A 21,819-nucleotide genomic window follows, 5' to 3' on the forward strand; every position below is an offset into this window, starting at 1 on the left:
GCATTATTGTTACGTTTCATAGAATCTGCCTCCTTTTCTTAGAATTATTGGTATTTATTGTACAATTACTAGAATACTTCCAATTTTTTATTTTGTCAAGCAATTTATCATTTTTCTATCCCATCCATTTATATGCCATAACAGAAGCCTTATTAACTCTTATGAAATTTTTTCTTCGTCCTGATCAATTCCTTCCACTTGCAGCAGTCATTCAGATGAAGCATGACATGGCGGGTCGGAGGCATCAGCAACATTCCTGCCATGTCCTTTTTACTCCAAAAGTCCAATAACCAGATGGAATCCTCCTGTTTTGTCACGCCGCCTTCCGACAGGATTTTACAAAGCCCCGATCGGGAAACCCCCGTTCTCATATCGCCTGCAGTTAAATGTTTAACGATCTGCCTGGTTCTACTTCCAACCTCATTCCGATAATGCAACAACGAGGATCCCCATGGTCAAATCCTCGATTCTCGCAATGTGCCACAAAACCCATGCTATGGTTTCATCCTTGCTGGTCGGCATGATGGCATACTCATTCGCTTTAAGATCCCCAAGGAGTCTGTCGACTTCGTTCTCTTCTCCTTCCGATATTTTTGAAAGATGAAGTTCTCTGTGTATGTTTAAAAAGATACTTTTTGCCTGTTCTATCTGATCTTCTTTACGGATTATTCTATTTAAAGCTTTGTGCGCGTCACTTAAACCTTCGCCAAAATATTTCATACGTTCCACCTATATTCCATAATCTGCCTGGAAATCCTGTAACGGATGATGTTTACTCTCCAAGCAATTCCTTCTGTTTCTTCTTCGGAAGCCCGGCCAAAACCAACCGATATGATTTCTCAAGCAGGTCTTTCAACAAATAATCCGGGACGTTTCCATCCGCCTTGACAGAATTCCAGTGAATCTTATTCATATAATAACCCGGTATGATATCCTCATATTGCTGTCTCAAAAATTCACCTTCTGCCGGCTCCAGCTTTAGTGTGATCAACTGTTCCTTCCCCTGGCCATCCCAACACACCGCCGCAAACATTTTACCGTCCAGAAGATATCTGGTCCAATTCCATTCCTCTTTAAAGTCACTGGATACCCCTTTCATTGACTTCAGATATTCATCAATCCACTGATATCTCATACATTTCCTCCAAGACAATACAATTACTTTTTATTCGGCCTTCTTTTTATCATCAAAAGCTGCATCATATCATCGAACAGCGATTGATCCTTAATTTTAAACATAATCCATTTTCCGTCGTGGTAGGTTGTTGATTCATCGTATACCTTCTGGACCTCCGGGGAATAGTTCTGCCTTTCCCGTTCGAACACTTCCCGTTCCGCTTTTCCCATAATCACCATAAATCCAAAGCAGCCTTCTCTGGCATATAAGGCACAAAGGGTTTTCCCGCCTCTGCGGTATTTATACTCGTACTTCCACGCTTTGCCTCCGCTGTTCCATTGGCATTCCATATCATACTTCCCTTCAATTCTTGCACAAAGGCTTTTCCATGCCTCAAAGGAAGTCTCTCCGATCAGGGATGTCATTTCCTCTTGCGATGGTATATTTTCCAGCATAGGATCCCCTTTCTTTCAGCATGATTTCCGTACAAATGTTACCGGAACACCCATACGTTTTGCCGTTTCTTCCACAGTCATTCCGCTGTCCAGAAAATGTCTGCAGACAACCTTCATATTTTCACCAACTTCAATTATATGATGGTCCGGATCATAAAACCTAACCACTCTCTGTCCCCAGCTGTGTTCTTTCAACGGATGAACATATTGAATTTCTTTTACGGAACTTAATTTTTTCAGAAAACCGTCAAAATCATCCTCCTCAAAGTATAACTCCGCATCATTTCCATGAAACACGATGCCGGATTCTTCCTGATCAATGAACTCCATCCAGCTATCCTTCGTCTGCAGGGCTACGCCCCCAGTCAGGGTAACATTGGCTCCTAAATCCATAGTGACCCTTAACCCCAGAATCTCTTTATAGAATGATTTTGATTTTTCCATGTCTGTTACTACCAATAAAGGGCTTTGAAATTTCATAGCTGCTCCTCCTTTTTTCCAGGATTATACCATCTGAAACATGACAACAGTATGTCATTGTTGAGGAACAACCGCAAAGAAAATCAATTCAGCATCACTGTTATTGATCAGGCTGTGGGCATGTCCTTTGGGACAATAATGGCAAAGCCCTGCCTGTACGGCTTCCTCTCCATCGTCAAACAGCACTTTTCCTGTTCCCTGTAAAATATATATGATCTCGCTGCTTGTTTCGTGGGTATGCATTCCGATCGATGCTCCCGGCTCAAGCGTTCCACAAAAAATCTTGTTGTTCTCATCCACAAACATCCTTGCCTTAAATTCTTTTTCCCCTCCGTTAAAATGCGGGATTATGGTTTCTTCTTTCTCATTAAAATTGATGATCATTTTTTATCCTCACTTTTTTAATTTTTTAAACTTCACAATTCCTACCTCTGGGCTTTTTCCCCGGTCATTAAGACATTGAGCGGATGGCCCTGGCCATCAATACCGGCTGGATTTCAGGATAAGTCAGGGAATCAGGTGTTTCGTCAAATAGCTGTATCGTTTCGATTTCAAATCCGGGAGGGATTTCCCCCAGCTTTTTGACTTCGCTGTAAAACAGCATGCCAAATGATTCTTCTGAATTACCCTTATTTTTATCAAGATCCTGAACCGAATATGCGCAGACAGGTTTCAGGGTATATTCTGCAGCTCCTGTTTCCTCATAAAGTTCCCGTCTGGCAGCGGTTATGATATCTTCCTCCTTTTCCCGGTGCCCTCCCGGGCATTCAAAGGTGCTTCGGTCCTTGTGCCTGCAGAATATCCATTTATTCTGGTAACGGGAAACAATAACTGCAAAATGTAGTAAATGGTCCTCTACAGAATCATAGAATGTAATTTTTACCATCAGACCCCTCCTGTCTGTTATCAACTTACCATGTGTGAATGGGAAAAACAACCTGTTTTTTCAATAAATTGCTTCTTAATATAAAAAAGCAGCAGACAAAGGTGGTCGCAATAAAAACCACTTTTGTCTGCCGCTTTCCGTAATCATTTTCTTTTCTTAAAAATTCTGACGACATCCCTTACGTATCCATTACAATCAAGGCATTTCTTTGATATTTCCAGGCATATATCCTGCCTTTCTTACGATCTCTTTCAGTTTATCTTCCGGCACCTGTTCTTTCATATGTATTACGGCCAGTTTTTTATTCAAATCCACGGAAGCATACAGTCCTTCCTGGCTATTAAAAGCATTCTCCACTCTCTTTTTGCAATTGCCGCAGGTCATTCCCTCCACCTGCAAAGTGCTCGTAAAGGGATAATGTGAAATATTTTTATCAGCTGCCTTGATTTTCTTCACCTCATCACCGCCGCTTCCACAGCAGCCATGTTTCGTCCTTTTTATGGTACTTTTTAATCCAAAATAACAAATGATAACTAAAATCATGCAAATAATTGCAGTAGACACTCTATATCCTCCTTTATTCTTTCCATTCATTTTCTTCGGCTCTGCAACAGTTTAAAACAATCTTTTCTATATTTAGCTGCCTCCTGCCGATCCAATCCTATTATATTACGATATCACGGAAATTGGACAAGATTTCTTGATTATTTTTATCAACTGCTCTAAGTTTTTGTTTACGTAAAGACAAAAACGGCAGATGACAGGAGTTTTCCAAATCTCACACTCCTGCCGCCTGCCGCTTACATTTACGATTTTCTCTCTATCATAAATTCCGTGATAAGCTCTCTTTCCCCGCTGATGCAATATTCCGGATAGACCGGTGCTCCCCAGCTGTCGTCGCCGCCCACACCTCTCATGGCACCCAGAATATTCACGACCGTATATCTCGGAACCGGAAGCTCCTCTCTGTGGGAAGCTGCCTCCAGTTCTTCCGCCGTATAGGGAAGTACCGAAGCGTCAAATGCCTGACCGGCTGCCTGAAAGCCGATGGAGCGGCCCTCCATGTCTGTAATCTTAAGCCACCGGACTCCGCTTCTGTTTCCGCACTCCTGGGGAACCAGATAGCGGGAAAGGTTATTATCCGGCGTATCCTTATAAATCCCCAGCCTTGCTCCTTCCTTCCGGTCACAGTAATTTTCCTCCGGTCCTCTTCCATACCAGGTGAACTGTTTGACTGCTTCCGGTGTGATGAGCCTCATGCCAAAGGCAGGAAGCTCCGGCAGCCCCTTTTGACCGCGGAATACGGCCCTCACCTTTAGCTTTCCGCTTCCGTCCACTTCATAGGAGACTTCTGTTACCGCTTTTGGAACGGTAGAAAGCTCATAGGTGTACGTCACCTTTATAAGCCCCTCTTTCTCTTCCACTATGCAATGATCCTTGTCATAATAAGGGAACCGGCCTGCCCCATACCACATGGAACCGGATACGGAGAATTTATTTCCCTTGTCATTATCCGTAGTCGCTCTCCAGTATACCGGCATAAGAGGTCTTCCGATCCATTCCTTCCCATCGTAAACCAGGGAAACAATGCTGCCTTCCTGCTTCGAGAACAGCATCCGGAAGCCTTCTCCCATGACTCCGATGTTCACGTCACCATGAATCACTTTCAAAGGCTTTCCACAGCGTGTTTCCGGCTGTCCTCCGACCACTGTAATCTGCTCCCCAAATGCGGCTTCATAACCGGAATCCGCCCATAAGGTATCATTCTTAAGCAGAGCCGAAACCTGGCGGACATATTCTCCCGGCTCGGTAAAATCCGGCAACCGGACGGCTTCATATCCTGTTTCCAGAGGCTTTACCGATGTATAAAAGCTCTTCTGGTAAACCGGTTCTCCGTCTTTTAGCACCGAATAGACAAACTCAAGGTCCGAAGTATCGGTAAACAGTCTTCTGTTTTCGATGGATACGCCTTTGGAGTCCGGAATCAGGCGGATATCCTGATACAGAAATTTGACCTCCTGTGCCTTGGGAGATATGGACCGGTCTGCATAAACAATGCCGTTGCCGCAGAAGCTGTAATCCGTGGGCCGGTCACCGAAATCGCCGCCATAGGTCATATGCTCTTCTCCGTAAGCGTCTTTCTTCATCAGAGACTGGTCAATATAATCCCAGATAAACCCACCCTGATACAAATCATACCGGTCCTCTAAATCCGTGTACTTTTTCATTCCGCCAAGTGAATTGCCCATGGCATGCATATACTCACAAAGAATAAATGGCTTCTTTGGATCCTTCTCCAGATATTCCGCCACCTCGGAAGGTTTGGCGTACATCCGGCTTTCCATATCGCTGATCCGGTCAAATTCCCGGTTCCAGAATACCCCCTCATAGTGGACCGGCCTGGAAGGGTCCCGCTCCTTAAAAAATTCCGACATTGCCAGAATATCTTCACCGGCATAGGATTCGTTGCCGCAGGACCAGATCAGTACGCTGGGATGGTTCTTATCCCGTTCCAGCACGGACCTTGCCCGGTCCACCACGCAGGCCCTCCACTCCGGAAGGCTTCCGGGTACATTCCAGGAAGGCTCGCAGGCTCCCATCTTCTGCCAGGAACCATGACTTTCCAGATTCGTTTCATCGATAAGGTAAATTCCATATTCATCGCAAAGCTCATACCAGAAACTCTGATCCGGATAATGGCAGGTCCGGACCGCATTGATGTTATGGCGCTTCATAAACCGGATATCCCATATCATATCCTCTTTTGTAATGGAACGGCCTCTTCTGACATTGAATTCATGGCGGTTGATCCCGCGGAATACGATCCGCTTTCCATTGAGGCACATCATACGGTCCTTAAACTCAAAGCGGCGGAACCCCATCTTCTGGGGCACGATTTCTTTCACATTCCCCTGTTCATCGTATAAAACAATGGTAAGCTCATACCGGTAAGGATCCTCGCCGCTCCATAAGCGGGCATTGGATATCCGGCAGGAGAATTCTACCTCCTTCTTTGCCGGAATGGATTCCCAGGCCGCAACCTGCTGTCCAGCCCCATCTTTTAAAATAGCACAGACACTTCCCTTTGTTTCTTCCGTAAGAGTCAGCTCCGCCCGAAACATTCCATCCCGGTAATCCTCCGATACATCTCCATGGATAAATAAATCCTCGACATGGCACTCCGGAATGGCATATAAATAAACATCCCGGAAAATTCCGGAAAACCGGAAGAAATCCTGATCCTCGATCCAGCTTGCACTGCTTCTTTTGTAGACCTCCACCGCAAGACGGTTGGTACCTGCTTTAACCGCATGGGTGATCTCAAATTCAGACGGAGTGAAGGAATCCTCGGAATATCCGATGAACGTTCCGTTAAGCCAGACATAAAAAGCCGTTTCCACTCCCTGAAAAGACAGAAATTGCCGTTTTCCCTTTAATGGGTCAGCCAGTTCAAATTCCCTGCTATAGCTTCCTACCGGATTGTTCTGTTTATCCGTATGAGGAGGCCGGATATCAGCCAGCCCATCCCAGGGATACATGGTATTGATATACTGGCATCTGCCATAGCCCTGAAGTTCCATATGTCCCGGAACCTCTATGGTATCAAAGCTGTCCAGATTAAAATCATTCTCATAAAAATGTTTTTCCTTAAGAGACGGATTTTCCGCATAGGAAAATTTCCATGTCCCATTTAAGGATTGACGTAATCCCATGATTCCGCTTAAGGCTTCTGCTTCTGTCTCATAGTAGCGGTGATCGGAATGAGCGGCCAGCCGGTTCACTGCGAAGACCTGCGGATCCTCCAGCCATTCCTGTTTTGCACTCTTCTGTTCCATGAATAGAAATCCTCCTTATCTTAACTCTGGGTCCATTATAATCGACCGCGGCCAAAGAATCCATTGCATTTTTTACGATTTCCTGTATCTTTTATTCTTTTACCGCCCCGGCAGCGATCCCTGCCAGAATATATTTCTGGAAAAAGACATAGATCAGGATCGTGGGCAGCATGATAATGATGATGCCGGCCGCCAGCTTCTGCCAGGATCCCTGCTGGGCATTGGCGTAATTCATCAAAAAGGTGGTCAGGGTCCGCAGCTTATTCTTTGGCATATACAGGTACGGAATATACATGTCATTAATAATGGTAATAGCTTTGATAATCACGACCGTAGCCGTGGCAGGCGCTAACAGAGGGAAAATGATTCTCCTAAACAGGCCGAAATAGGAGCAGCCGTCCAAGAGCGCGCTTTCATCAAGGGATACCGGCAGAGCCCGGATGAACTGCCGGTAAATGTATAGCTGCATCAGATCCGATGCCACATAAATCACGATGGGCGCCCCAAGTGTATTATAAAGGCCGATGCCGTTAATGATTTTAAATCTGGCAATTTCCGTTACAAAGCTGGGGATCAGCATGCCTAGGAAAAAAAGGCTCATGATCACTTTTTTAAGCTTAAACTCAAAACGTTCCAGAATGAACGCGGTTATGGTACCGAACAGCACATTAAACAGAATACTGACTGCAAGTATGATGCCGGTATTCTTAAAACCGATCATAAGATATTTATCTCCCAGCACCTTTTTAAAGTTCGAAAGGGTAATCCTTCCGGCGGGAGGCAGGAGCAGGGGGGACGTATTCACCATGTCCGCCTTTGTCTTGAAAGCTGCAAAAAGAGTCAGAATGATGGGCGCCAGAACGATCAGGACCATTCCCGCGCAGATGATCTGTTTCAATCCCTGTTCCATTGTACGTCTTTTCATCTTATTTTCTTCCCCCTTTCAGAACGACTCCGTGAATGATCTTATTCTGAACCAGATAAATGACAACAATCATGACCATAATTGCCACCGCCATGGTGGAAGCAAGGCCGAAGTTGCTGTATTTAAAAGCCGTATCAATGGTATACAGCGTAAAGGTAGAGGATGCATACCCCGGTCCGCCGCTTGTCATGACATAAGGGATATCGAATACCTGAAGGGCGCCCCGGATGTTGTCGAAAAGGACAAAATCCACCATGAGCATAATGGACGGTATCTGTATGTACCGGAACATCTGCCACGCACCTGCCCCATCCACTCTGGCCGCTTCCTGTACATCCTGAGGAAGGGACTGCAGGGCTGCCATAAAGAGGATGACATGGTACCCGGAAAACCTCCACAGGGAAACAAAGGTCAGCACGAAATTGACGATTTTAGGGTCAGACAGCCAGTTCCTTATAAAGCTTTCCAGATGAAATACGGTTAATATCTCATCAAATGCTCCGTTAATGGGAGAAAAGAAATAGGAAAAGGCATAGGAAATAGCAACTCCGTTGATGATATACGGCATAAAAACCATGGTTTTATAAAACTTTGCCGCCCGGAGCCTGGAGGTCAAAAGAACAGCGAACATCAGCTCAATGGGAATGAATATCAGATGTCCGAAAAAATACACCGCATTGTTGCGGAGGGACAGCCATAAGTCCCTGTTGCGGAACATGGCTGCGTAATTGCCGAAACCGACGGCATCATAGGTCCTGGAATATCCATCCCAGTTTGTAAAGCTCATGCGGATTAAGTCAAAGGCCGGAAACACCACAAACCCGATGAGTAATGCCATGGGAACAATAAGGGCACATACAAGAAACCTTTTTTTCTGTTTTTCTAATGAATTCATAGATACCTCCTGATTTAAGTCCTTGGAGAAAAAGGGGACAGGGCTGCCATCACCCTGTCCCCTTTTTCCATTCTGTTTATTTAATTCCCAGCTTGGTTCTGGCTTCCGCCCATTTTATATTGAGCCCATCCAGTTCCGCCTTAAGATCAAAGCCATCGGTAAACATCCGGGCACCCAGCTTCTTGTAATCAAATGCGATTTCGTTCTGGACCGCCTGGAAATCGTCTCCGCCGCCGTCATACATGACCAGTTCCTTCTCCGGCTGCTGCTCATCCGCCTGGGCCAGGATCGGATCCTTCTCCTTGGGGAAGTTCTTCATGGAAGATGCACTGGTTACATAGTTTAAATATCCGGGATACCAGTCTTCGCTGTAAAACCATTCTACAAAAGCCTTTGCCAGCTCCGGATTCTTGCTGTGAGTGGTTACTCCCATAAAGGAATCGCCCTGTACAATGACGCGGAACGGATCATCATTCGAATCTCTTACCGGAAGATAGAATGTGCCGAGTTCTGAGTAATCGTCGGTACCGCTCTGAATGTTCTGCAGGCCCCAGTCTCCCAAAGCAATGATGGCCGCTTTCTTCTGGGCAAACAGGGACGTTACCTGATCATTTCCCATGCCAAGAGGATCTTTGCCAAACACATCTTTGCTGAATAAGCTGTAAACCTTATTGTATGCTTTGTTAATGTCGGTTCCATCCCCAAACGGAGCGTCTGTCTTTGCCATATCGTTCCAGTTCTGGCCATTGCCGCCCTGAAGCGCCGGCATAAATTCCATATACGGATAATCCGGCCATTCATCCTTTGCTCCAAGAGCAATTGCCATGAAATCCGGGTCGTTTTTCCCATAAAAATCCTGAAGGGTCTGAGCTGCTTTTTCGAAGTCTTCCCATGTAGTCGGAACCTCTACGCCGGCTTCTTTAAACATATCCTTCCAATAATAAACGTATTCATAGCCCGCAGTCATGGGAATGCCCAAAACCTTGCCATCCATTGCATACCCGGATGCCAGTTCGTTATTTTTCGCTGCTTCCAGACCGGATAGATCCAGCAGATAATCCTTAAATCTGGATAAGGTGAACGGTTTGTTAAACATGACATCCGGAAGCTGGTTTGCTGATGTTCTCATCTTCATGGCATTCCAGTATTCGGAATCATCCTTAATCTTTTCTACTTCAATTTCTGCATTAGGATATTTCTCCTGGAATTTCCCAACCATATCATTTTCGTCAATGTAATCCATCAGGTTGTTATCCCAGATGGCAAACACCAGACTGCCTTCCAAGTCTTCCCGGGCCCCATCCGGACCTTTTGCCGCGGTTTCTTCCTTCTGAGGTTCCGCCGTTTCTTTACAGCCGGCCACAGTCCCCATTGCCATTGCCGCACAAAGCCCCAAAGCCAACACTCGTTTTCTCATTTCAGTCATACCTCCCTTGTTTTGATGATATTATATTACCATTTCATAACAGCCTTCTCCATGAGATATGGTTTGAAAACTTGATGTTTCGTCAGGTCTTTATTTCCGGTACCCGCCCGGACTTACTCCGCACAGCTTTTTAAATACTCTGGTAAAATGCTCGACGCTGTTATAGCCCACGCTCTGACTGATTTCATAAATTTTTAAATCCGTTGTCTCCATCAGTTCTCTTGCCTTTCGAATGCGGACCCCGGTTAAATAATTGATGAAGGTCAGCCCCTCTTCCTTCGTAAATCTGGTGCTGAAATATTTTTCATTCAGGCCGATAAAGCCTGCCACGCTTCCCAGTGTCAGTTCCGGGTTTGCATAATTATCCATAATAAACCGCTTTGCCCGGATCATCATATCCGCCTGCTTCCGGTCCGCATGGTGGGCATTATAATCCATGATCCAGCGGAAATAATTATTAAGCCATAATTCCAGGCTTCTCATTTCATCCAAACGGCCGATCTTCTCATAATAATTGACCTCTTCCGCAAACAGGGCACTGATATCATCATGGTTGTCCGAAAGCTGCCAGGCCATGCTGCAGATGAGACGGAGGCAGACCTTTTTGGCCGCATTTAATTCCATCTTGTAAAGTGCTACAAAGAGCCGTTTCTTTTCCTCCGAAACAGCCAGTTCATCGCCCACCATCAGTCCCTTTAAAAGCCTTTCATAATCCTGCCCGGTCTGCCCGACCTCCTCAAAGGAAACTGCATCCTTTTCCCATGGACCGCATATTTTCGCTTTTCCTTTCAAGTACTTAAGCCTTAACCTCTCCCCGGCCTCTTCAAAACGTTTCAGAAAATCTCCTGCACCCTTTCCCGGTCCGCTGATCCCAGCGGATACGGAAAGATTCATAAAGTGCTTCCACACATTGCATAACTGCATGCAGGCGGAAACCGCATTTTCCCTGTACTGTTCCGGATCGGTTATGCGGTACAGCATGACATAACGGGAGGGGGCCACCGCTCCAAGAATACAGCGGGAAGCCACCCGGGGAATCTGACCGGCCAGTTCTAACATGGGCTTTATCAGTTCCTCTTCAAAATCCCCTCCAAAACGGGCCGATGCCTTATGGAAATCTTCTATTTCAAATTGTATCACCAGATATTCCTGCTGAAAAAAGGATTCGTCAAGTGACCGCTTCCCCATGGCCATATCCCCAAGAAGAACAGAATCCGGGATTTTTAAGGCCGGATTCTTCTCACCGCCTGTTTCCCTCCGGTGATTTTCAAAGACCTCCGCTTCCATGCGTTTCAGCATAGACGCGAGTATTTCTTCCGTTAAACCGGCCTTTAAAATGTAATCACAGGCGCCCAGGCGGAACGCATCCCGAACCAAATTAAAATCATCATAACCGCTTAAAACCAGTACTGCAGGCATGCTTCTTAAACGGTTCAGTTCCTCCAAAAGGCCGATCCCATCCATGACCGGCATCTTCATATCGGTGATCACCAGATCCACCGGGTTATTCTTTATGTATTCCAAAGCCTGCTGCCCATGAATGGCATCCCCGGCAATATGATACCCCATCTCCTCCCAGCTGATAAGAGAACGCAGGGTAATGCGGACAATGGTATCATCATCCACGATCAGAACATTTCTCATATGCTTTCCGGCTCCTTTCTTCTTATGGGAAGCCGGATGGAGGTTCTTGTGAACCGGCCTTCTTCGCTTTCCATCTCAAATTCACAGCTTATTCCATAGTTAAGGACCAGCCTGGTTTTCACATTAATGATCCCGATGCTTACGTGATCCTTCTGCTCATCCTTTTTCTCCTCTCCTGCAAGGATCCGGCGTATCTCTTCCTTTGACATCCCCTTACCGTTGTCCCGGATCTCAATGGAAAGAAAACCATCCGCTTCACGAACCGCCAGCCGGATCTTCCCCATCTCATCCATCAGGCCGCTAAAGCCATGGACAATGGAATTTTCCACCACAGGCTGCAGGATGAGCCGGGGGACCAGACAGGAAAGGCAGGATTCCTCTACGTTGTATTCTATCTCAAATCCATCGGAATAACGGATTTTCATCAGATAGATATAGCTGTCTAAAACCTCCAGTTCCTCTTTTACCGTATAAAATCCCACATTGCTCCGGAAGGAACAGGACAATATTTTAATGAGAGCCTCCGCCATTCGGGCAATGGACTCATACTTTGACATCTGTGCAATAAAGCGGATGGAATTTAAAGAATTTACCAGAAAATGGGGGTTGATCTGAGACTGCAGCGCCCTGATTTCCGCCTCATGCTTTTTTTGCTGCTGTTCCTCATTTTCCTGCATCAGCTGTTTTAACCGTCTTGTCATACGGTTAAAGGAATGGATCATCAGGCGCAGCTCCGCCTGCCCATTGGGTTCCACATGAACCTGTAGGTTTCCTTCCTCCACCATTTTCATGCCCTCAACCGTATTATGGATGGGCTCAATGATGCTTTTTAAGAAATAGCTGGAAAAGCGGTAAAACAGAACAAAAAGGATGAGCGTAACCGCTACAATGACGGCTGCGGTCCGGTTAAAGCTTCTCGTAAGGGTCTCATATGCTACTATGCTGATGATCTTAAGGCCGGTCACAGGCTCTTCGGTCACCACTCCCATATACCGTTTGCCGTTTACCTGATACCGAAACTTGGGCTGCTCCAGAGGAATATCCCGGGGCAGGAGCGCCAGAGTACCTTCTGCGTCAAAAATGACATTTCCTGACTTGTCCGCAATCAGGGTGGAGCCCAGTATCCGTTCCTTATTATAATCTTTTATCAGGCTTCCGGTCTGGGAGGAAACGAACAGCGCTGCCATCTCTATGACCCCGTCACGGTCCACATCCATTCCGGGAGACAGGCCCGCGGCAATGGTCAGAGTATAGGCATTTTTTCTGGAATTGGTCACACTGCGGTCATAAAAGCCCACCTTTACCACGTTGGGTTCTGCCAAGGCCTCCTGATACCAGGAAGAAGCTTTTAATTCCTCCCTTCCAAGGGTAATATCATCCTTCATATAGGTATGGTCCCCGTCTTTCATATAAAATATGGCAGACAGGATGTCCTGCACCGGAACCATGGCATAATGAAAGGATTCGGTCAGGATCTTTGTATAACGGTATTTTTCAGCCACATCTTTTATATTGGTTTTCGCTGCATTTTTTATGACTTCATTGTCATTGACATATACAAAATGGGATAAACGGAGGGATACGTCCTTTACTTCGCCTCCCAGAACGGAGGCGATATTATCCTGGGCGCGCCGGATGTTGGAAACTGCAGAATCCACCATCATGGTACGGATAATGAGGATGGAAATTAAGATAATAAAAAGAATGGGAATGACGATGAGGGCGAAGAAGCTGTTATAATAAGAAGCCTTTAATTTCTGCTTTTTATCCATCCACATCTTCTTTCACCCTCCTCACCGATCCCTGTTTATGACCCTATTATACAGTGAAAAAGCTTTAAAATCAATGGATCATCTTAACGGACAAAGCTCTCCACCTTTGTCTCCAACCGGACTGTTTCCCCCTTCTTAATGCGGTAGGAAACCGCCGGTATGGAGGCATTTGGATAGAGCACATTGGTATTGGGATCCGCCTCAATCACCACGCCTGCTGCCTCCGGCCCTTCCCCGGACACCATGCAGCCCTGCTCTTTATGGGATACGGAAGCGGTGTTTCCATCTGCCTTCTGTTCATAATCGGAACAGAACTTCTCTACGGAAAAACCGCAGTCATAGGCAGTGCAATCGTACTGGCTGTCGATCTCATGGATCCTTAAATGACCGTACTCTTTTGGAATAACCGTAGAAGTCACCGTGATTCCCGGGAATGGCTGCCACCTGCTGACGACCCGGTCCTTCAAAACCTCATAGGAATTACTGTATTTCCGGACGAACACGTAATCATCTCCGTCAATGACAAAGGCCAGGGAAGAATCCGGAGCATTTTCATGAAGCACGATCTGGCTTCTGGCAACGGAAAATCCAAACCGTGTGGAATACGCAAACTTAGAGTATTTCTCCGGCACATGGCCATGTCCGTATTTTTCACACACACCTGCCGGATAAGCCACCACATCTTTTCCATGGCGGTGCATCACCATGTCCGCCTGCTTTAACATTTTTACCGGATCCAGTTTGGGCAGTTCCTCCGCCCTGGCGGTCCAGAAGGGATGATCATCGGGAAGTCCGAGACATAAAAGAGTCTTCATCCCCCAGTAAGGGGAACCCGGCGCATTGTAACGTTCCGCCATGATCAGGTTCGGATATCCGTAACCGATGGTCAGCACACCATCACGGTCAAATATCTTCTGTTCCAGCCACCAGTTTAAATGACGGGATAAAATTCCCTTTACAACGCCTGCGGAAATATCGTCAAGCCCTGCAAATACATAAGCAGACCAGAATGCTGCTTCTCCAAAGCGGTAGGATAAGCTTCTTCCGTAGGGGAGAGCGGATCCGTTTTCATCAAACCAGTAAATAAAATCTCTGGCAAACAGCTTTGCCCGTTCCTTAAACCGCATGCACCGTTCCGGCTCTTCGTCCTCCATCGCTGCTGCATACAGGAGCCCGTAATAATGAAGGGCAAAGGAAATATAATAATCCTTCTGGCTGGAGCCGCCATCCCGGTACCAGCCATTCCCTATGTAATAGCTTTCGATTTTTTCAAGGCCGGAAGACAATTGTTCTTCACTGTAGCGGCAGCCCAGTTTCTGCAATGCAACATTCACCAGGATCATGAAAAACTGCCAGTTGCAGTCCGGAATCATATGCTCATTGATTCCGTAAAGCCATTTTGCCAGATTCTGTTTTCCTTCCCCGCTCAAGGGCTCCCATATTTTTTCCGGAGTGAAAATCAAGCCGCTGGCAATGGCGGCCATTTCCACAAACCTCTGGTCATAATCGTTAAAACCGCCCCAGTATTCCGGATGGGCGGGATCGGTACCGTGGGTAAGGCCTTCCCGGTAAATCTCCTCAAAGCCCTTGCCTCCCCCCAGCCACAAGGGCACCAGTGCCCACAAGGGCCGGGAGAAGGCTTCCATCTCTATGCTCACCTTTGGGTATGTCACACCGCTGTCTCCAAGGGGAAGCCTGGCACATCCTTTGCTGTACAATGGCTTTAAAGGGTTTAACACCCGGAACATCCATTGCTGGAAATCCTGTTTTGTTTCAAGTTTCATCTATATTCGCCTCTTTTCGAATTATTTCGATTGTTACCAATATGGATTCCAATCCGTGGACAGCCTGGTGAGGGCCTCCATGTAGAAATAGTCTCCCCAGATGTTGCACTCATCCACTCCCTCCGGTGTGCAGGTATTGTAAGGGGATTTCTTGGAGTAAGTGCTGTGAAGCACCAGTCCATTGGATTCCTTTAAATCCTTTACCGCATAATTTTTCACTACGGATTCCATGATCTTTTTTGCTATAGACGTGTAACAGGCAGCGTCAGCCTCATTTAAATATTTTGCCATCTCAAGCATACCGCAGGCTGCAATCGATGCAGATGAGGAATCCCTCGGCTCCTCCGAGCCCTCGCTAAACTCCAGATCCCAGTAAGGTACCAGATCCGACGGAAGGTGCTCTAAGAAATATCCGGTCACATGTTTAAAATCTTCCATGTATTCCGGCCGCTTTGTATACCGGTAAGCAAGAGCGCATCCATAGATTCCCCAGGCCTGTCCTCTGGCCCAGGCAGAGCCATCCCGGTATCCCTGGCAGGTAGCCCCATGATCCGGCGCCCCTGTCTCCATGTTCATGAAAAACGTATGCCAGGTGGAATAGTCTTCCCTTATGACATTTGCAATGGCCGTGTGAATGTGTTTTTCTGCAATCTCACGGTATTTCCGGTCGGCCGTTTCTTCGGTGGCCCAGTATAATAAGGGAAGGTTTAAAAGACAATCTATAATAAAGCGGTAATTCGACCGCTGGTTCATAGGCCCCCAGGCCTGAATAAACTCACCCACCGGCTGGAAGCGGCTGATCAGCTGGTCTGCCGCCTTAACAGCCGCCTCCTTTCCCGTTTCATCTCCCACCAGTTTATATGCGGCCACACAGGAAGGGGAATACAGAAATCCCATATCGTGATGATCCACTTCCACCTGACCGTCGATCCGGTCTAAAAAGCTTTTTGCCTGAATCTGTCCCGCCCTTTTCAGTTCGTCTGCCCTGCTCCACTCATAGGCCAGCCAAACTTGCCCGGTCCAGAAACCGGTCGTCCAGTTTACATTCGGCGTCGGTTTGTAAAAACCGCCCTCGCTGTATGCCTTTTTAAATGACTCCGTAAATTCCTTTAAATTATCCTTAACCTGCTTTACGGCAAAATCCATTGCCTCCCGGCAATCTTCCGCTGTGAGTTCCGGCTTTCCGTTAAGCAGAGCCTCAATCTGTTTGCTCACGTTTTCTTACCTCCCCGTAATATTCCTTCATGATCAAAAAGGCAGGTTTCTCCCGCTTCCGGTCCGCTGTCACCAGACCCTTGATGTTGTATCCCTTCTGATACGTCCCAAGCCGTTTCGGTGTCCGGTAATCAAATAAAATCCAGGGCGCCGTACCCTGAATATAATCGGTTTTTCCAAACATTTCAACCTGCTTTTCATAAATTTCCTTTTGTTCCTCTTCTGAGCCCCGTACCTTACCGCCATCCGGTCCGGAAGCCGGATAACCATCCGCACCGAATTCACTGATAACAACCGGCTTTTCGGGCTTGGAACCCTCTAAAACAGCAGCCAGTTTTCCATAATCCGGGTCATACCAGCCATAGTATTCATTGAATCCAATGACATCCAGATGTCTTTCCAGCCTGTCGGAGATCCTTAAATTCACGGCATCCACCAGACAGGCGGCTGATACCAGACGGCTGGAATCGTATTCCTTTGCCGTTTCTGCCAGCTCCCTCATAAAATGGTAACGCTCGTCAGTATCCGGATTTTCATTTCCTACGGACCAGATGATCACACTGGCCCGGTTAAAATCACGGGTCATCAGCTCAGTAAGCTGGTTTTTGGCATCCTTTAAGGTCTGCGGGTTAGCAAAATCGATCCACCAGTAGACCGGAATCTCCTCCCATAAAAGAAGGCCTGCTTCATCTGCCAGTTTTGAAGCCCATTCCGTATGAGGATAGTGGGCCAGACGCAGAAAATTGCAGTTCATCTTTTTTGCCCTGTCAAATGCCTGGCGGATATCTTCCTTTGTAACCGCCTTTCCGTGATCCTCTGTCTCTTCATGAAGACAGACGCCCCGAAGGAAAACCGGCTTTCCATTTAAGAGAATTTCCCTGCCTCTTGTTTCCACGGTACGAAACCCCACCCGGTCCTTCACCTGGTCCAGTATTTTATTATCAAAACGGAAAGAAAGGAAAACCTCGTACAGCTTCGGATTTTCCGGATTCCAGAGCGAGAGGCCGCCGGCTTCCAATGTCCTCTGTCCTCTTCCATCCATTCCAAATGGAACCGTCTCTTCCACATGAAGCTCCGGTATGGAAAAAACAACTTCCCCTTCCTCAAAGCATTCCGAACCTCCAAGAGTCACGGAAACACTTATTTTCTTCTTCTCCCAATCCACCAGACATACCTTCATGTCCTTGATGTAGGTCTGGGGCACACAAAGAAGAGACACGCCCCGGTAAATTCCGCCGTATAAAAACCAGTCCGTATTCTCACTCGGGATCTGATCCTGCCGCCTGGTGTTATCTGCAACCACAATGAGCCGGTTTTCCTCTTTCAGATCATTTGTGACCTCAACACAGAACGGAGTGGAACCGCCCTTATGGACCCCCAGAAAATTTCCATTTAAAAAGATCCTGGCCTCATAGGCTGCTGCCCCGAACCGCAAAAATACATGCCCCTTTATGGAATCCTTAAAAAAGAACCGGCGGCTGTATACCGCCGGTCCCTCATAATAAAAATATTCCGGTTTTGCAAGGTTCCATACTCCTGGTACCTGGATCTCTTCCCAGTCATCAAATCCATAATCCAATGGAACTTTAAGCCCCTCTGAATTCTTATCCTGCTCCAGAAACCATTTGGCCCTGAGACAATTATCATACATATCTACGGAAAAATTCCAGGAGCCGTCTAAGGACTCTTCCTGCCGGCCGCCCGGAAACACATAGGATTCTGCTTCCAGGCAGGGAGAAGTATAGCCGTCCTTATATGCCTCGTTATGGATATTATCCACGAAATTCTTTATTATTTTCATTTCACTATCCTTTCACTCCGGTCGCTGCAATGCCTTCCACGAAATATTTCTGCAGGGACAGGAATACAATAAGGACCGGAATCAGGGAAAGAACCGATGCCGCCATGATCAGGCCGTATTCGGAGCTGTACTGGCTGATGAACATCTTAAGCCCTAACTGCAGGGTCTTTTTTGCTTCTGTTTTCAGATAGATCAGGGGTCCTAAAAAGTCATTCCAGGTGTTAACAAAAGTGAAGATGGTTAAGGTTGACAGAGCCGGCTTTGAAAGCGGGAGCATGATCTTCGCATAAATCTGATATTCGCTCATGCCGTCGATTCTGGCTGCCTCACACAGTTCATCCGGAATTCCCTGGTAGAACTGGCGCATCATGAATACACCGAATGCGGAGAATGCCTGCAGGAAGATGATCGCAAGATGGGTATCATTCAACCCGAAATTTCTCATCATCATGAACTGGGGGACCATATACACCTGCCACGGGACCGCGATGGTTGCAATGTAGGCCATAAATAAGGTATCTTTGTATTTAAATTTCAGCTTTGCAAAAGCATAGGCAGCAAAACTGCTGGTTAAAAGCTGTAAAAATGTAACGATCAGCGTGATCTTCACGGTGTTTAATACAAAGGTCATAAGCGGAATCTTTGTCCAGATATCCAGGTAATTCTGCCATCTTGGATTTTCCGGTATCCACTGGATCGGGAAAATAAATACGTCCTTATCCAGCTTTAAGGAAGCGGACAGCATCCATACAAAAGGAACCAGCATAACAGCTGTCAGAATGAGCAAGACCACATAGAGGAGGCATCTGCTGATTTTATAATTTGCGCTTTTTACTTTCATGTCTTATCCTCCTTATCTCAGTTTGCGTATTTCTTCTCACCACGGAACTGAACCAGCGTGATGACAAGCACCATTAAGAACAATACCATAGCTACCGCACTCGCGTAGCCTAAATTCCAGTTGCGGAACGCCTCTTCGTAAATATGGTAAACAAGAACCATAGCCTGAGAACTTACAATGCCATTGGAACCGCCTGCCAGCATGTATACGATGTCATAAACCTTAAAGCAGTTGATGGTCAGAATAATGGTAACAAAGAAGGTGGTCGGCTGAAGCTGGGGCCATGTAATATAGCGGAACCTCTGCCACGAATTGCAGCCGTCAAGGCTTGCCGCTTCATACAGTTCTCCATTGATCCCCTGCAGACCGGCCAGATAAATGACCATGTAATAACCCATATTTTTCCACACACTGAACAGTACGATGGTGAACATCACCCAGTGGGGATCTGCAGACCATTTTGGAAGGCTCTTCGCATGGACGCCCAGGTTATAAAGGATCATGTTAATGGGGCCGCTTTTCTGCGGACTGAACAGCATATTCCACACTGCTGCCACCGCTACCAGTGATGCTACATAAGGGAAAAAGCCCACCGTACGGAAGAAATTTCTTCCCTTTATTTTCTGGTTTAAGACCACAGCCAGACCTAAGGCGCAGGCCAGTGTCAGCGGAACCGTTGCAATACAGTATACAATGGTATTGGTAAAGGACGACCGGAATCTGGCATTTCCAAACATTTCCCCAAAATTCTTAAGTCCGGCAAACTGCATGGGGCTGTTGCCATCCCACTTCATAAAGGCCAGGACAAAGGCAAAAATAATGGGGCCCAGTGTAAAAACTGCAAATCCTATAAAGTTGGGGGCAATGAAGGAATAGGCAACCAGATCCCTCTTTTCCTGACGTGTGAAACGCTCCCCTGTCCGCACTTTTTTAATCTTCTCATCTATCGTTTCGATTTTCGCAATCAGCCCATCGCGTTTTCGGGTTCCCTTGGTCTCTTTTAATAAAAGGCTTAAGGCTTCCCGTTTCTTATTTAACTCCGCAATTTTTTCCTGTTTTTGCGCTTCTGTTATTGTCTTCGCCATATTTTATATTGAAAGCCAAATGAAACGGCTTATCCTCCTTTTCTCATTTTTTAATCCGTCAAATCAAATCAGAAGTTTTCTTTAAATGAGGCGGGCTTTTTTGCTGCCCGCCTCTCTTTAATCACTCATTCCGGCTTATTACTGAGCCAGTATTGCACTTACCTTTTCCTTCATCTCGGCAATGCCGTCATCTACGGACATACTGCCTGTCATGATAGCATCATGAGCTTCATTTAAAACAGTTTCAATCTCGGAATTCTTCGGATTTACTGGCATTTCCAGATATAAATTGGAGGTATTCAAAGCCTCAACGCTGGTATTATCGTCCTTCGGAAATCCTTCTGTACTGGAAATAAGATCAGCCACGGTACTGTTCATGATAGCTGGGATCGTACCTGTAGAAGCAAGAATTTTTGCACCTTCTTCTCCGCTTACGAAGTTCACAAACTCCCATGCCAGATCCTTATGCGGTGCATTGGCCGGAATAGACAGAGAAGTAATGGTAGCAAGCGTGGAGCCTGGCTCTACACCTTCTGCATGAGGATATTTGGCAATTCCCCAGTTCGTACAGTTCGTATATTCTCCGGTTTTGATTTTTTCAATCAAAGTGGAGATGAACCATGTACCCATATTCATTGTTGCAACGTTACCCTGAGCAAATGCGCCTGAATAATGCAGACCGCTGGTTTTTAACGTTGCATAATCCTGACATACGCCGTCTTCCTGCTCTTTTAGAGCCATTTCATAATATGGCTTTAAGAATTCATAGTTTCCATCCAGAATTGTATGCTTGCCGTCCAGTACTCCGAAAAGCTGTACAGCTGATCTCCATGTATGATAATGAGCACCGTATACTTCCTGTCCCGGAGTATCAACGGTCAGGCTTCTTACCATAGCATCATACTCATCAAATGTCATATCATTGGTCGGATAAGCAACTCCGGCATTATCAAATACATCCTTATTATAAAATAATACCCAGAAATCGTTACGGAACGGAAGCTCATATAATTTACCGTCAACGGTAATCTGATCGGTCAGACCTTTGTACTGGGTCAAATCCACGTTCGAAGACTGAATGTAGCTGTCCAGAGGCTCCAGCACTCCCTTATTTACAAGGGTCATATAACCGGGAACATCCTTTACCATAACCACATCAAAATCAGAACCGCTTCCTGTAAGCTCAGTAGCGAGAACTGTTTGGTAATCCGTTGAACCCAAATCCACCATTTCAATTTTAACACCCGGATGCTTCTCTTCAAAAGCGTCAATAAGCGGCTGATAATATGGGGAAAGATTAATATCCCATACAGACCATTTTAAGGTCGTCTCTTCTCCTGAAGCTGCCGCAGTGGTTCCACCTGCTGCAGTGGTTTCGGATTTGGTACCCTCTGTTGATGCTGCCGTGGTTTCCTTTGAACCACCGCCGCAGCCGGCCAGACTGGTCATTGCCAGTGCACATGCCAGTGCAATGCTAAGTGTTCTTTTTTTCATTGTATTCCCTCCTGATTTGGATTTGTTTCAGTAAACCCCGCATTCTTTCCCGTGTGATTTACCCTGCCTGAATTATAACGCGGAACTATATATTTAAGAATGGAATTTATCTCATAAAATATTCATTTTTTATTCACACTTCTTTTACACTTTGTTAAAACAT

The 21,819-nt window shown here is 46.2% G+C and carries 20 protein-coding genes; all 20 read right to left on the bottom strand.

Annotated features, from left to right (window positions below):
* Positions 1–152 precede the first annotated feature (152 nt).
* The 20 genes from BQ9856_RS25205 to BQ9856_RS11180 all read right to left on the bottom strand — a co-directional run bounded on the left by BQ9856_RS25205 (position 153) and on the right by BQ9856_RS11180 (position 21,656).
* Positions 153–437, bottom strand: a complete 285-nt coding sequence (locus tag BQ9856_RS25205) for a hypothetical protein (protein WP_235839191.1) — start codon at positions 435–437, stop codon at positions 153–155.
* Positions 421–720: a hypothetical protein gene (locus BQ9856_RS25210; protein WP_235839192.1), complete on the bottom strand. Its 300-nt coding sequence runs from the start codon at positions 718–720 to the stop codon at positions 421–423. Before BQ9856_RS25210 ends, BQ9856_RS25205 begins: the two co-directional genes overlap by 17 nt.
* Before the next feature lie 52 nt (positions 721–772).
* Positions 773–1,135, bottom strand: coding sequence for an MmcQ/YjbR family DNA-binding protein (locus BQ9856_RS11095; protein WP_077611088.1), 363 nt, complete (start codon positions 1,133–1,135; stop codon positions 773–775).
* A 23-nt stretch (positions 1,136–1,158) separates the two neighbouring features.
* On the bottom strand, positions 1,159–1,572 hold the full coding sequence (locus BQ9856_RS11100) for a DUF3788 domain-containing protein (protein WP_077611089.1): 414 nt from the start codon (positions 1,570–1,572) through the stop codon (positions 1,159–1,161).
* Between the two features lie 15 nt (positions 1,573–1,587).
* A complete protein-coding gene (locus BQ9856_RS11105; RefSeq protein WP_077611090.1) occupies positions 1,588–2,052 on the bottom strand; it encodes a VOC family protein in 465 nt (154 codons plus the stop codon).
* Positions 2,053–2,106: 54 nt separating this feature from the next.
* Positions 2,107–2,436 carry a cupin domain-containing protein gene (locus BQ9856_RS11110; RefSeq protein WP_077611091.1) on the bottom strand — a complete coding sequence of 110 codons (330 nt, stop codon included), beginning with the start codon at positions 2,434–2,436 and terminating at the stop codon, positions 2,107–2,109.
* Between the two features lie 67 nt (positions 2,437–2,503).
* Positions 2,504–2,938, bottom strand: coding sequence for an NUDIX hydrolase (locus tag BQ9856_RS11115; RefSeq protein WP_077611092.1), 435 nt, complete (start codon positions 2,936–2,938; stop codon positions 2,504–2,506).
* Positions 2,939–3,133: 195 nt separating this feature from the next.
* Positions 3,134–3,502: a heavy-metal-associated domain-containing protein gene (locus tag BQ9856_RS11120; RefSeq protein WP_077611093.1), complete on the bottom strand. Its 369-nt coding sequence runs from the start codon at positions 3,500–3,502 to the stop codon at positions 3,134–3,136.
* Positions 3,503–3,744: 242 nt separating this feature from the next.
* The gene (locus BQ9856_RS11125; RefSeq protein ID WP_077611094.1) at positions 3,745–6,774 is read right to left on the bottom strand and encodes a glycoside hydrolase family 2 TIM barrel-domain containing protein; all 3,030 of its coding nucleotides are present in this window, start codon (positions 6,772–6,774) and stop codon (positions 3,745–3,747) included.
* Between the two features lie 91 nt (positions 6,775–6,865).
* A complete protein-coding gene (locus BQ9856_RS11130) occupies positions 6,866–7,699 on the bottom strand; it encodes a carbohydrate ABC transporter permease (protein WP_077611095.1) in 834 nt (277 codons plus the stop codon).
* Position 7,700: 1 nt separating this feature from the next.
* Positions 7,701–8,594, bottom strand: coding sequence for a carbohydrate ABC transporter permease (locus BQ9856_RS11135; protein ID WP_077611096.1), 894 nt, complete (start codon positions 8,592–8,594; stop codon positions 7,701–7,703).
* 76 nt (positions 8,595–8,670) lie between these two features.
* Positions 8,671–10,011, bottom strand: coding sequence for an ABC transporter substrate-binding protein (locus BQ9856_RS11140; protein ID WP_077611097.1), 1,341 nt, complete (start codon positions 10,009–10,011; stop codon positions 8,671–8,673).
* 99 nt (positions 10,012–10,110) lie between these two features.
* The gene (locus tag BQ9856_RS11145; protein WP_077611098.1) at positions 10,111–11,664 is read right to left on the bottom strand and encodes a response regulator transcription factor; all 1,554 of its coding nucleotides are present in this window, start codon (positions 11,662–11,664) and stop codon (positions 10,111–10,113) included.
* On the bottom strand, positions 11,661–13,442 hold the full coding sequence (locus BQ9856_RS11150) for a sensor histidine kinase (RefSeq protein ID WP_077611099.1): 1,782 nt from the start codon (positions 13,440–13,442) through the stop codon (positions 11,661–11,663). The genes BQ9856_RS11145 and BQ9856_RS11150 overlap by 4 nt, the downstream gene beginning before the upstream one ends.
* Before the next feature lie 77 nt (positions 13,443–13,519).
* Positions 13,520–15,220 (bottom strand): DUF2264 domain-containing protein, encoded by a 1,701-nt coding sequence (locus tag BQ9856_RS11155; protein WP_077611100.1) that lies wholly within the window; start codon positions 15,218–15,220, stop codon positions 13,520–13,522.
* A gap of 33 nt (positions 15,221–15,253) precedes the next feature.
* Positions 15,254–16,435 (bottom strand): glycoside hydrolase family 88 protein, encoded by a 1,182-nt coding sequence (locus tag BQ9856_RS11160; RefSeq protein ID WP_077611101.1) that lies wholly within the window; start codon positions 16,433–16,435, stop codon positions 15,254–15,256.
* Positions 16,419–18,236, bottom strand: coding sequence for a glycoside hydrolase family 2 protein (locus BQ9856_RS11165; protein WP_077611102.1), 1,818 nt, complete (start codon positions 18,234–18,236; stop codon positions 16,419–16,421). The genes BQ9856_RS11160 and BQ9856_RS11165 overlap by 17 nt, the downstream gene beginning before the upstream one ends.
* 4 nt (positions 18,237–18,240) lie before the next feature.
* Positions 18,241–19,077, bottom strand: coding sequence for a carbohydrate ABC transporter permease (locus BQ9856_RS11170; RefSeq protein WP_077611103.1), 837 nt, complete (start codon positions 19,075–19,077; stop codon positions 18,241–18,243).
* 17 nt (positions 19,078–19,094) lie between these two features.
* Complete coding sequence (locus BQ9856_RS11175; protein WP_077611104.1) at positions 19,095–20,162, bottom strand: carbohydrate ABC transporter permease; 1,068 nt, start codon at positions 20,160–20,162, stop codon at positions 19,095–19,097.
* A gap of 138 nt (positions 20,163–20,300) precedes the next feature.
* Positions 20,301–21,656, bottom strand: a complete 1,356-nt coding sequence (locus BQ9856_RS11180; protein ID WP_077611105.1) for an ABC transporter substrate-binding protein — start codon at positions 21,654–21,656, stop codon at positions 20,301–20,303.
* Positions 21,657–21,819 lie beyond the last annotated feature (163 nt).

It is taken from the genome of Clostridium sp. Marseille-P2415, from assembly GCF_900155545.1.
GTDB lineage: Bacteria > Bacillota > Clostridia > Lachnospirales > Lachnospiraceae > Lacrimispora.